Source organism: Methyloversatilis sp. S146-33, assembly GCF_059552495.1.
Map to the genome: position 1 here is coordinate 220,640 of NZ_JCANOT010000021.1, position 12,536 is coordinate 233,175.

The 12,536-nt window shown below is 64.8% G+C and carries 12 protein-coding genes; 6 read left to right on the forward strand and 6 right to left on the reverse strand.

Going from position 1 to position 12,536, the window contains the following annotated elements; genetic code table 11:
- Positions 1-2: 2 nt before the first annotated feature.
- From AC51BJ_RS07270 to ccoG, 5 genes are all read left to right on the forward strand, one after another.
- Positions 3-1,409 (forward strand): aminotransferase-like domain-containing protein, encoded by a 1,407-nt coding sequence (locus AC51BJ_RS07270; protein WP_496279785.1) that lies wholly within the window; start codon positions 3-5, stop codon positions 1,407-1,409.
- Positions 1,410-1,663: 254 nt separating this feature from the next.
- A complete protein-coding gene (locus AC51BJ_RS07275; RefSeq protein WP_496279786.1) occupies positions 1,664-2,644 on the forward strand; it encodes a hypothetical protein in 981 nt (326 codons plus the stop codon).
- 10 nt (positions 2,645-2,654) lie between these two features.
- Positions 2,655-3,236, forward strand: coding sequence for a hypothetical protein (locus AC51BJ_RS07280; protein WP_496279787.1), 582 nt, complete (start codon positions 2,655-2,657; stop codon positions 3,234-3,236).
- A 129-nt stretch (positions 3,237-3,365) separates the two neighbouring features.
- Positions 3,366-3,689 (forward strand): antibiotic biosynthesis monooxygenase family protein, encoded by a 324-nt coding sequence (locus AC51BJ_RS07285; protein WP_496279788.1) that lies wholly within the window; start codon positions 3,366-3,368, stop codon positions 3,687-3,689.
- 117 nt (positions 3,690-3,806) lie between these two features.
- Positions 3,807-5,198, forward strand: a complete 1,392-nt coding sequence (gene ccoG, locus AC51BJ_RS07290) for a cytochrome c oxidase accessory protein CcoG (protein ID WP_496279789.1) — start codon at positions 3,807-3,809, stop codon at positions 5,196-5,198.
- 17 nt (positions 5,199-5,215) lie between these two features.
- On the opposite strand, the gene AC51BJ_RS07295 is transcribed toward ccoG, so the two are convergent.
- From AC51BJ_RS07295 to AC51BJ_RS07320, 6 genes are all read right to left on the reverse strand, one after another.
- Positions 5,216-6,139, reverse strand: a complete 924-nt coding sequence (locus AC51BJ_RS07295; RefSeq protein WP_496279790.1) for a helix-turn-helix transcriptional regulator — start codon at positions 6,137-6,139, stop codon at positions 5,216-5,218.
- Between the two features lie 8 nt (positions 6,140-6,147).
- Positions 6,148-7,785 carry an MFS transporter gene (locus AC51BJ_RS07300; RefSeq protein WP_496279791.1) on the reverse strand — a complete coding sequence of 546 codons (1,638 nt, stop codon included), beginning with the start codon at positions 7,783-7,785 and terminating at the stop codon, positions 6,148-6,150.
- A gap of 38 nt (positions 7,786-7,823) precedes the next feature.
- Complete coding sequence (locus AC51BJ_RS07305; protein ID WP_496279792.1) at positions 7,824-9,707, reverse strand: amidohydrolase; 1,884 nt, start codon at positions 9,705-9,707, stop codon at positions 7,824-7,826.
- Positions 9,700-9,996 (reverse strand): XapX domain-containing protein, encoded by a 297-nt coding sequence (locus AC51BJ_RS07310; RefSeq protein ID WP_496279793.1) that lies wholly within the window; start codon positions 9,994-9,996, stop codon positions 9,700-9,702. Before AC51BJ_RS07310 ends, AC51BJ_RS07305 begins: the two co-directional genes overlap by 8 nt.
- A 16-nt stretch (positions 9,997-10,012) precedes the next feature.
- Positions 10,013-10,666 carry a hydrolase gene (locus tag AC51BJ_RS07315; protein WP_496279794.1) on the reverse strand — a complete coding sequence of 218 codons (654 nt, stop codon included), beginning with the start codon at positions 10,664-10,666 and terminating at the stop codon, positions 10,013-10,015.
- A 135-nt stretch (positions 10,667-10,801) separates the two neighbouring features.
- Entirely contained in the window at positions 10,802-11,503 is a 702-nt protein-coding gene (locus tag AC51BJ_RS07320) for a pirin family protein (protein WP_496279795.1), read from the reverse strand.
- 102 nt (positions 11,504-11,605) lie between these two features.
- Here AC51BJ_RS07320 and AC51BJ_RS07325 point away from each other — a divergent pair, with 102 nt between their 5' ends.
- On the forward strand, positions 11,606-12,532 hold the full coding sequence (locus AC51BJ_RS07325; RefSeq protein WP_496279796.1) for a LysR family transcriptional regulator: 927 nt from the start codon (positions 11,606-11,608) through the stop codon (positions 12,530-12,532).
- Positions 12,533-12,536 lie beyond the last annotated feature (4 nt).

A 12,536-nucleotide genomic window follows, 5' to 3' on the forward strand; every position in this document is an offset into this window, starting at 1 on the left:
GCATGACGCTTTACCAGCACCTCGCCGACCGCACCGCGCAGCTGATCGCCGACGGCGTGCTACGGCCGGGCGACCGCCTGCCCTCGGTGCGCCAGGCCTGCCGCACGCACGACCTCAGCCCGATCACCGTCACCCAGGCCTACGCACTGCTCGAAAGCCGCGGCCTGATCGAGGCGCGCCCGCGCTCCGGTTACTTCGTGCGCGCCCGCCTCGGTCAACGCCTCCCTGAACCGGCCATGTCGCGGCCGGGGCAACGCTCGACTGCGTTGCAGGTGAGCGACTTCATCTTCGAAATCCTCGACAGCGTGCGCGACCCGGCGGTCGTGCCGCTGGGTTCCAGCTTCCCGGCGCCCGAACTGTTCCCGCTCGACCGCCTCGGCCGCTGCCTCGCCGCCGCCGCGCGCCGCATCAAACCGCAGGACACACTGACCGACCTGCCACCGGGCCACCCCGAACTGCGCCGGCAGATCGCGCTGCGCTACCTCGGCGTCGGCGCCGACGTGGCGCCAGACGACATCATCATCACCAATGGCGCGATGGAGGGGCTGAACCTCTGCCTGCAGGCGGTCACCCGACCCGGCGACCTGATCGCGGTCGAATCTCCCACCTTCTATGCGGGCCTGCAGGCCGCCGAGCGGCTCGGGCTAAAAGTGGTCGAAGTACCCAGCCACCCGCGCGAAGGCCTGAACCTCGCCGCACTCGAACAGCTCCTGAAGAAGCACCCGGTGCGCGCCTGCCTGTTCATGCTCAACTACGCCAACCCGACCGGCGCCTGCGTGCCCGACGGCGGTCGCCGCCAGCTGATGGAGCTGCTCGACCGTGACGACGTGCCCTTGATCGAGGACGACGTCTACGCCGAACTGCACCACGGCGAACAGGCGCCCTTGTGCAGCAAGGCGCTGGACCGCGACCGCCGCGTCATGCACGTATCGTCCTTCTCGAAATGCCTGGCCCCCGGCTTCCGCGTCGGCTGGGTCGCCGCCGGCCGCTACGCCGACGCGATCCGCCGGCAGAAGCTGTCATTCAGCCTCGCCACCCCGGTCGCGCTGCAGCACGCGCTCGCCGACTACCTCAAACAGGGCGGTTACGACCGCCACCTGCGCACGCTGCGTAGCACCCTGCGAACACAGATGGCCGCACTGGTCGCCGACGTCGAAGCCCATTTCCCCGCCGGCACGCGCATGGCCGAACCGGAGGGCGGCTATTTCCTGTGGCTGGAACTGCCGGAAGGCTGCGACACGCTGGCACTGCACCGCGAAGCGCTGGCAAGAGGCATCAGCATCGCGCCGGGGCCGATCTTTTCGGCGCAGAGGGAGTTCCGGAATTTCGTGCGGCTGAACTTCGGGCATCCGGATACGGATGCAATGGTTGCTGCCACCAAGGCATTGGGGGGATTAGTCTCTTGTTGATTGGCGCCCGTTCCGGAGAGTTCTTACCAGAGCGGATAGCTAATCCCGTCGGTTAGAGATGCTAACGCTGCACCCTCCGATGGGTACTTGCGTCTATTCCCCTTACTCACTTGAAGGTCGGGTAGGGGCTTAAGAGCTTTCTTGACCATACATGCGAGTCACGACCGGTTTTTTGAACCGCTGCGTATGTTTTTTAGATATTCTTTGGCATCGGTCTGACAACTGCTAACGGCAGCCATTCACAAGGGGGGACTATGCAGAAGTTTCAAACGGCGCTTCAACACCATGCTGGGTTATCCAACCGAATGAAGTTTAGCCAAGAGCAGTTAGCGAAGGTCCGAAATTCTATTTCAAACCGTGAGAACTGTACGAGAAAAGATCTTTGCATATATGTAGCAGGAAGTTTAGGGAGATTGGAGTTAGGCCACATATCTGATCTGGATGTTTTTCTTTTTGCCGATTCCCCTAAAAGCACAGGAGGTCAAAGAACTCTCTCTCGTCTGCAGGAGATCCAAGTTCTCTCAGAGATAATTCAGGTTAACGCTGAACTAGAACTTCCAGAGTTTAGCGGTGACGGTGAGCATTTTAAGATTCACGAAGTTTCGCAGTTGTTAACAGGGACTGGTACGGCCACGGATGACAGTGAGAACTTCTTTACAACAAGATTGTTGTTGTTATTGGAAAGCAAATGCCTTTCCAACGACGCTCTCTATGCTGATGCGACCAAACGAATTTTTGAGATGTATGTGCGCGATGGCACAGGAAGGGCTGAGTACCGGCCTCTGTTCTTACTTAACGACATTCTTCGGTATTGGCGCACCATTTGTTTAAATTACGAGCGCACTCGTCACGACCCCTCCAAGCCTTGGTGGAAGAAAAACCTAAACTTGAAGTTCTCTCGAAAGTTGACTGTCTTCTCTACGGTTCTATCGATGCTCGTAGAACAAGTTGACTGCATTAAAAAATTTCAAGTGATTGCAGAGAGGACTCCGATGCAAAGGCTTGCTTATTCTCTGGACGTTATGGGAGATGATTGCTTGCTCGTTGGATTTAGTCAATTCCTGGATGGTTATGAAGAGTTTCTGTCGGCCAAATCTGATGCGAAGTTGGAACGACTGGATGAGCACCAAGTCAAACGCTTTAACACCACATCTCAACAGTTCGATGATTTTTTGCACTGCATCTTTTCCAGTGCGCGTTTGGATGCCAAGTTGGTGCGTTATCTTTTGATATAGCGAGCGTCTAATGTATTTTGTTTTTTTGGAATTTCTTGATCCGATCGTTGAAGAAACGCTTCGAGGTTTAAGGGACTCTCTTCAGCCATGGAAAAATAGTAAAAGCCCGGTTCATGTGACGGTTCGAGGCCCTTACCGTCGCAAGCCTGATGAACGCCGTTTGCGCGAATTTGCGTCGCGACTGCGGGGGCAGGGGGTTCGCATCATCGGAGCTGGTTGTTTTTCCCACGGGGATAGATTTTCTGTCTTTCTGCGTGCGGAATCTGAGGTCTTCAAAGAAATTTGGTGGAAACCGGATTATCGAACCCCCATTTCTGAGATCCAGCCCCACATTACGATTTTTGAATCTACCGACCCGCACTTTTCGATGCTTGTTTTGAATTTCCTAAAAGCTGCAAAAATATCAATTAACGCGAAGTCCATACGGCTTAGCGTGTATTCCTCAACGGAACCCGAACTTTTCGGAAGCAGGCCAATTGGCGTTTCAGACTCCAATTTAGAGCTCAGCAATGATATTGTTGCAATTGATGACGACGTCCTTCCTAGGGCGCGTGAGATCGGCGAGTACTTAATGAAAAATGGTGCTAGGTGATTGATTTATAACCCCCTTGTTTTTCGGGCCGCATAAGAGATTGATGACTGTAGTCTCCTTCAATAATTCACCGCTACGCCTTCACCAAGTAGTGACTCACTCAAGAATCTGAAGCTGCTCCATCCTTCCATGTTCACCTCCACCTTTACCTTCGCCAAACGCCAGTACGACGACGACTTCCACGCGCTGGACGCAGTCATCGCCGGGATCGCCCGCTCCATTCCCGGCTACGTCGGCGAGGAAGCCTGGGAGAACGCGCAGACCGGGCTCATTTCGAATGTCTATTACTGGGATTCGATGGACGCGCTGCAGGCGCTGATGCAGCACCCGGAGCACATCAAGGCCAAGCAGCTGCAGGCGCGCTGGCTCAAGGGCTATCAGGTGGTGATCGCGCAGGTGGTGCGCACGTACGGCGACCAGGGCATCCCGCATCCGCTCGCGTCGGTGAGCTGACCCGCATCAAGGGGCGAGAAGGATTCCATCTGTGCCCATTGTGATTTCACTTGGCTGAATCTGTTCCTGTGCGCCCGCGGCGGGTGTACTGCCGGCATCCCTTTCCGGAGCCTGCAGATGAACACCGACACGACGCTGGCGGGCGGCGCGGTCCGCGCCGTGCCGCTCACTTTCCATCCCCGGCCGGGCACCGTGCATGCGCGCGCAGTGTCCGGCCGTTTCAACAGCGGGCGCTGGGCCATGGTGTGGCTCACCCAGCTCGTGTTCTACGGCGGCGTGTGGCTCACCTGGCGCGACGGCGACGCGGTGCGGCCGGCGCTGTGGATGGACATTCCGCACGAGCGGCTCTATCTGTTCGATTGGGTGCTGTGGCCGCAGGACGCACTGCTGTTCGCCTTCGTGCTCATCGTCGCGGCGCTGGCGCTGTTCTTCGTGACCGCGCTGGCCGGACGGCTGTTCTGCGGCTTCGCCTGTCCGCAGACGGTGTACACAATGATGTTCACGTGGATCGAGGCGCGGCTCGAAGGCAAGCCGGCCGCACGCCGGGCGCTGGACGCAGCAGCCTGGGGCCCGCGCAAGGCGGCGATCAAGGGTGCCAAGCACGCGCTGTGGCTGGCGCTGGCGGCGTGGACCGCCATCACCTTCGTCGGCTACTTCACGCCGATCCGCGATCTGCTGCCGCGCCTCACCACCTGGGACGTCGGCATGTGGGAAGGCTTCTGGCTGCTGTTCTACGCCGCCTTCACCTATCTGCAGGCCGGCTTCGCACGTGAATCGGTGTGCCAGCACATGTGCCCGTACTCGCGCTTCCAGGGCGTGATGACCGACGCGCACACGCGCCAGGTCGGCTATGACAGGCTGCGCGGCGAACCGCGCGCGTCGGCGCGCAGCCGGGGTGCAGGCGACTGCGTGGACTGCACGATCTGCGTACAGGTGTGCCCGACCGGCATCGACATCCGCGACGGCGTCCAGTACGCCTGCATCAACTGCGGTCTGTGCGTCGACGCCTGCGACACGGTGATGGACAAGGTCGGCCGCGCGCGCGGATTGATCCGCTACGCCTCCGAACACGCGCTGTCCGGACGGGTTGAGACGGCGGTTCAGCCGCGCGTGAAGATCTACGCCGCGCTGCTCGCGCTGTTCGCCGCCCTCGGTGTGTGGCAGATGGCGAGCCGCCCTGAAGTGCGACTCGACGTGCTGCGCGACCGCGGCGTGCTGATGCGCGAAACTGCGGACGGCCGCATCGAGAACGCCTACCTGCTGAAGGTGGCCAACCTGACGCGCGAAGAGGTCGAATATGTCGCCCGGGTCGATGGCGTGCCCGGCGCGACCATCGTCGGCAACGACCGCCTGCGCGTCGCCGCGAACAGCGTGGCCAGCCTGCGGCTCACCGTGTCCGCACCCGACGACGGCACGCTGCACGGCGCGCAGCCGCTGGACATCGTGGTCGCCCCACGAGAGCGGCCCAACGAGCACGCGAGCGAAGGCAGTCGCTTCCTTTTCCCGTAGGCGTCCAGGTCAGACGATCACATCGGATCTGCGACACCCGCCGCGCGGCGCCATGCGCCGGGCGTAAGGCCGTAGGCGTTACGGAAGGTGCGGGTACGATGGCTCTGGTCGGCGAAACCGCAGGCGCTGGCGATCTGCGCCAGCGTGAGCGGGCCGCGCAGCAGCGAACGCGCCTGCTGCAGGCGGTGGGCAAGCATCCACCGGTGCGGCGTGCGACCGGTGGTTTCGAGGAAGGCGCGCGTGAAGTGACTACGCGACAGTCCACAGGCCTCCGCCACGGCGGCGACCGACACACGGTCGAAGGCGTGGGCCGCGAGGAATTCGCAGGCGACGCGATGCTGCGCGGCAGAAAGCCGGCCCGAGCGTGCAGTGCGGCCCACGGCCCCGCCATAGCTGCGCAGCAGGTGCTGCTGCAGCGTCAGCAGCGTTTCGTCAACAAATAGCGGCGCGGCGCAGGCCGGGTCGGTCAGCGCGGGCAACAACGACTGCAGCAGCGCCGCGACCACCGGGTCGCGGGTACCGGGCGAGGCCCGCAGCGTGCCGGCGCTGCGCAGACCGGCATCGCGCGCGCAGTCCTCCAGCACGACGGCCGGCAGCTGTACGCGCACGTTGTCGAAAGGCGCGTCATGCGCGCAGCGCCATTCGTCGCCCAGATGTGTGATGGCCAGCGTGCCGGCCGCGTGTCCGCCGCGGAAAACCAGCCGTCCTCGTTTCCACAGCCGGTGGGCGGTGAAGTCGCGCCGCTGCACGATGACGCTGAAAGCATCGACACAGGGAATGGGCATGCCGACACCCAGCGGGCCGCCGTCGTAACGCATGCGCACGATGGCGGCGTCGGTCGAATGCAGCATCCACACGTGCGGGCCGGTCGGCCCCGGTACGCCGCTGCGCGGCTCGCGCTGGCGGTGAGGCGACCCGGCGTCGTGGCCGTCCATGCTCATGCGGCGACTCAGTGCGGGTGTGCCGGCACGGGCACCGGCGTCTGTGCACCATGCGGGTCGAGCGCGAGGAAGTGATGCACCCGTGGCCGCTCCGGTCCGACGTGGAAACGCAGCACCTCGCCCTGCAGGTCGGCGGCCGCCTTCGATACGCGCTGGTGCTGGCGCAGGTGTTCGGCCCAGGACTCGACCAGGAACCACTCGACCACGCGCTCGGGGTCCGCCGTGTCCTCGGCCACGCCCCACGCGTAGGCACCGTCGCGACGACGGTCGCGCGCCAGTGCCTGCATGGCCTGCATGAAGGCCGGCAGATCCGGGCGGCGTATGCGGTACTCGATCTGGATCATGACCGGGCCCCGGTCGTGCGCAACCGGCGCGGCGAGCAGCGGCTCCGGCCAGTGGTTGGACGGCTGCAGGTCGGCTTCGCCAATCGGCAGGCGGATGCGGTGCGCCGCAAGTGCGATCGCAGCCAGTGCAATGGCCGCCGCCAGCAGCGTCTGCGCCACGCCCAGCTGTTGCGCGACCAGGCCCCAGCCCAGGCTTCCGGCTGCCATCGCGCCATTGAACACCATCAGGTAGATGGCCAGCCCGCGCCCGCGTACCCAGTTCGGCAGTACCGCCTGCGCCACGCCGTTCAGCGTGGTGAGTGCGATGATCCAGCCAGCGCCCAGCACCAGCATCAGCGGTACCGCCAGCCATTGCGACGGTACCAGCGACAGCGCGGCCACGACGGAGGCCGTCAGCAGCGAGGCGAGCAGCACCTGCGCATCCGGGCCCAGACGTCGCCGCAGCGCCGGCAGCAGCACCGCACCGGCGATCGCGCCCACCCCGACCGCGCCCAGCAGCAGGCCGTAGAAGCCGGCGCTACCGCCGAGCATGTTGCGCGCCACCAGTGGCAGCAACGCCCAGGCTGCGCTGGCAAGCATGAAGAACAGCGCGGCGCGCAGCAGTACCACGTGCAGTTCGTGGCTGGCGCGGGCATAGCGGAGGCCGGCGCGGAAGGCGCCGAAGAACTGTTCCGGCACCGCGGCCGGCTCAGCCGCTGGCCGACGCCACCACAGCAGAGCGGCAATCACGAACACATAGCTCAGCACGTCGGCGCCATACGCCGCAGCCGCGCCGAAACTCGCCAGCAACAGGCCGCCGGCGGCGGGGCCGGCGGCGCGCGCGATGTTCACGCCCAGCGAATTGAGCGCCACCGCGTTCTTCAGATCGGCGCGCGGCACGAGTTCCGGCACGATGGCCTGCCATGACGGCCCCATCAGCGCGGCGCCGATGCCACCGACGAAGGTGAGTGCGATCAGCGAGCCGACGGTCAGCGTATGCGTTGACGCCAGCACCAGCAGCGTGACGCTGACGCATGCCAGCAGCACCTGCACCGCGATCAGCAGGCGGCGCCGGTCCAGTGTGTCGGACAGCACGCCGGCCGGCAGCGCAAGCAGGAAGACCGGCAGTGTTGCCGCGGTCTGGATCATCGCCACCGCAGCCGGGCTGGCTGACAGTTCGGTCACCATCCACGCGCTGGCGACGTCACGCATGAAGGTGCCGATATTGCCCAGCACCGTTGCGCACCACAGCACTGCGAAAACAGGCTGGCGCAGCGGCGCGAAACTGCCGGAGCCCGGCGGTGAGGTCGTGTGTGTCTGCATGGCGGCGCTCCTGCCGGCGACGTGTGAAGAAGGCGTGCTCAGACGGCCCAGCAGGAACAGCCGAGCGCGCCCCAGAAGCTCTTGAGATCACCGGCGGGGACGCGGCTACCCCAGGCGTCGGCATGGCTGTGACCGTGCACACCGCAAGCGCTGGCGCAACCGCACGCCGCCGCGGCCTGACGCATCGTCACCGGCGCCGCCTTGTCGTCGCCCCAGCCAGCGTAGCCGCCGAAGCGGCGCACCGGCGACCAGTCGGGCATGGCGGGCGGAGGCGCGTCGTGGTCGAGTGCGGCGAAGTCGCCGGCCGCATACACCACCTTGCCGCCCACCAGAGTAAGCAGCGAGGTGGTATCGGCGATGTCGGCTTCAGCGCAGGCGAAGAAGTCGCGGTCCGGCACGATGAGGTCGGCGAACTGGCCCGCCTCGATGCGGCCCTTGCGGCCGACCTCGTTCGAGAACCAGGTCACCTTCTCGGTCCACATGCGCAGCGCGGTTTCCCGGTCCAGGCAGTTCCGCTGCGGATAGATGCGCAGGCCGCCGACGGTGCGGCCGGTGACCAGCCAGGACAGCGACACCCACGGGTTGTACGAGGCGACCCGGGTGGCATCGGTGCCGGCCGATACATTCACGCCCTTCTCCAGCATGCGCGCCACCGGCGGCGTGGCCTGCGCCGCATCGATGCCGTAGCGCTCGACGAAGTACTCGCCCTGGAAGGCCATGCGGTGCTGGACCGCCACGCCGCCGCCGAGCGCGGCAATGCGGTCGATCGAGCGCTCGGAAATGGTTTCGGCGTGGTCGAAGAACCAGTTCAGGCCCTGCAGCGGAATGTCTTGATTGACCCGCTCGAACACATCGAGCGCGCGCGATATCGTTTCGTCGTAGGTTGCATGCAGTCGCCACGGCCAGCGGTTCTGCGCGAGCACGCGCACCACCTCTTCCAGCTCGCCTTCCATCTCCGGCGCGAGGTCGGGTCGCGGCTGGCGGAAGTCCTCGAAGTCGGCCGCCGAGAACACCAGCATTTCTCCGGCGCCGTTGTGGCGGAAATAGTCGCTGCCCTGCTTGTAGGTCGAGGAGGCGGTCCAGTTCAGGAAGTCCTCCTTCTCCTGACCGGCCTTCTGCGTAAACAGGTTGTAGGCGAGCCGTATCGTGAGCTGGCCGGCGTCGGCCAGTTCCTGGATCACCCGGTAGTCGTCCGGATAGTTCTGGAATCCGCCACCGGCGTCGATGGCACCGGTCACGCCCAGGCGGTTCAGCTCGCGCATGAAGTGGCGGGTCGAATTCAGCTGGTATTCGTAGGGCAGTTTCGGTCCCTTGGCCAGCGTCGCGTACAGGATGGCGGCATTGGGCTTGGCCAGCAGCAGGCCGGTCGGGTTGCCCGCGCTGTCGCGCGCGATCTCGCCGCCGTGCGGCGCCGGCGTGTCGCGCGTATAGCCGACCGCGCGCAACGCGGCGCCATTGAGCAGCGCACGGTCGTAGAGGTGCAGCAGGAACACCGGTGTGTCCGGCGCGATGGCGTTGATCTCGTCCAACGTCGGCAGGCGCTTCTCGACGAACTGGTGTTCGGTGAAGCCGCCGACCACGCGCACCCACTGCGGCGCCGGCGTCACCGCGACCTGACGTTTCAGCATGTCGAGCGCGTCGGCCAGGCTGCGCACGCCGTCCCAGCGCAGCTCCATGTTGAAGTTGAGTCCGCCACGGATGATGTGCAGATGATTGTCGATCAGGCCCGGCAGCACGCGCCGGCCCCTCAGGTCGATCAGCCGGGTGGCCGGGCCGGCCAACGGCAGCACGTCCTCCTGCCGTCCGACGCGCTGGAAAACGCCATCGCGTATGGCCACCGCGTCGGCTTCCGGGTTGCTGCGGTCCAGCGTTGCGAAACGGCCGTGGTACAGGATCAGGTCAGGGTGTTGTGCGTCATCCATGGGGGTCCTCGCTCGAAGTGCGTGCGCTTGCCGGGTCGGAATGCATGTTCGGTGCAGATTCAGGCAGCTTGCCGGACATGTGTTGCAGGACAGGGGGCTGCTGCCCGCTCTGCGAGCCGGGTTCGCGCTGGGAAAGGTGTCTGACCAGTGGCGGGATCTGCTCGCCGGCCAGGATGCCGAGCAGCCCGATCAGTGCGACCACCGGCGGCGCCGGCGAGCGCACGCCGAGCAACGCATAGATCACGCCCACGAGCAGTCCGGCCGCAAGGGAGAGGATATAGAGCTTCATGGGCGTGCGCGCCAGGTCAGCCTTCGTGGGCGCCGAACATCGTCTTGGCGTAGGTGATGCCGATGCCGTAGCCACCGCCGAACTTTTTCGCGATGCCGGTCGTCATGTCGTAGGTGCCGGTGCGCGCCCAGTCGCGCTGCAGTTCCAGCAGGTACTGCAGCGAGGTGATCGGCCGCGCGCCGGCCTGCACCATGCGTTCCATCGCCCGGTTATGCGCCTCGACCGAAATATCGCCGCAGGCGTCGGCGATCACATACACCTCGAATCCCTGGTCGAGCGCCGACAGTGCCGGCCCGACGATGCACACGCTGGTCCACAGCCCGGCCAGCACGATGCGGTCCTTGCCGATCTCATTGATGCGGCAAATGACGGCGGCGTCCTCCCACGTGTTCATCGAAGTGCGGTCGAGCAGGGTCTGGCCCGGGAAGGGCGCGGTCACCTCGTCGAACATCGGGCCGGAAAAGCTCTTCTCGGCCACCGTAGTAAGAATGGTCGATACCTCGAAACCGGCCGCCGCGCTGGCGACGAGGCCGGCGTTGGAGCGCAGCGTGATGGCATCGATCGAATGAGTGGCGAAGGCCATCTGCGACTGGAAGTCGATCATGACCAGCGTGTGGTCCTGCGCATTCAGCAGCGATGCGCCGGGCGTGGGGGTGGCGGTGATGGGCATTGCATTCTCCTTGCTATGGAAGGGCCGGCCGGATGGCCGGTCCGTGGGGGCGGACACAGCCTATGCAGTGCCGATCGCCCGGTATTGAACATTTGTGCTGCAGCGGACGCCGACGCCGGAGCGCCGGGGTCCGCGTCAGGCTGTCGTGTCGACCAGCACCAGTTCCGCGTCGGCGTGCGCGGTGACGCGAATCACCGCCTCGTCACGGATGGCCGCCCCGTCGCGGGCCTCGAGCGCCACACCATTGACTTCGACCTGGCCGCTCGCCGGCACGAGGTAGCCGTAGCGACCCGGTGCGAAGCGGTATTCAGCGGTTTCACCTGCACGCAGGGTGGCGCCGAGCACGCGGGCGTCGGCACGGATGGGCAGCGCGTCCTCGTCGTTCGCCGAGCCGCTGGCCAGCGCTACAAACTGGCCGGCCCGCTCATCCCGCGGGAAAGGCTTCGCACCCCAGGTCGGCGCCTCGCCGCGGCGGTCCGGTTGGATCCAGATCTGGAAGATGCGGGTGCGACCGCGTTCCAGGTTGTATTCCGAGTGACGGATGCCGCTGCCGGCGCTCATCACCTGCACGTCGCCCGCTTCGGTACGGCCGCGGTTACCCAGGCTGTCCTGATGCGTGATGGCGCCTTCGCGCACATAGGTGACGATCTCCATGTCGGCGTGTCCGTGCATCGGGAAACCGCCCCCGGCCTCTATCGTGTCGTCATTCCAGACGCGCAGCGCGCCCCAGCTCATGCGTGCAGGGTCGTGGTACTCCGAGAACGAGAAGTGGTGGCTGGCGTCCAGCCAGCCGTGATCGGCCTTGCCCAGCCCATTGAATGTGCGGCGTTCGATCATGAGGGGTCTCCTTGAAAGGTCGCGTTGCGATGATTCAAAGATACGCACGACAAATCGGATAGAAAATGGAAAATATGGAAAACGATACTTTCCATTAATGCGATGAAAAGACTGCCTGATCTCGAAGCGTGGGCCATCTTTGCCAAGGTCGCAGAGACCGGCTCCTTCGCCCGCGCGGCGACTGAACTGGTGCTGTCGCAGGCGACCGTGTCCAAGGCCATCACGCGGCTGGAAGCGCGGATGCGGACCTCGCTGTTCCACCGTACCTCGCGCCGCATGTCGCTGACCGAAAGCGGACAAGCGGCTCTGGAACGCGCCACCCGCATCCTCGCCGAGGGAGAGGCGGTCGAGGCGGAAATGAGCGAGCAGTCGGCCTCGCTGCGCGGACACATCCGCATCGCCGCGCCGATGTCCTTCGGCATATCTCACCTGTCGCCCGAACTGCCCGCCTTCATGCAGCGCTATCCGGAGGTGACGCTGGAGGTGAACTTCAGCGACCAGCAGGTCGATCTGGTGGCGCAGGGTTTCGATATCGGGCTGCGCATCGCCACGCTGGCCGATTCCAGCCTGCTGGCACGCCGGCTCTGCACGGTGCGCATCCTGCTGGTGGGAGCACCCGTCTACTTCGAGCGGCAGGGCACGCCCGCCCACCCCAGTGATCTGGCGGAACATCGCGCACTGCATTACGCACACACGCGCAACACGACGGCCGGCTGGCGCTTCCGCCACGCGCGTCATGGCGAGTTCTCGATCGCGGTGCCGGTACCGCTGCAAGTGAACAACGCCGAAGGTCTGACACCGGCCCTGCGCGCCGGCCTGGGGTTGGCGTTGCAACCGGAGTTCCTGGTATGGGAAGACCTGCAGTCCGGCGCGCTGCGGACCGCGATGGACGACTGGCAGGTGCCGAGCATCGCGCTGCACGTGGTGACGCCGCCGGGTCGCGCCCGGCCTGCTCGCGTGCAGGCACTGATCGACTTCCTGGCGGCGCGCTTTGGTCACGCCCCGTGGGGACGCAGCGACGACGCGTGAGGCG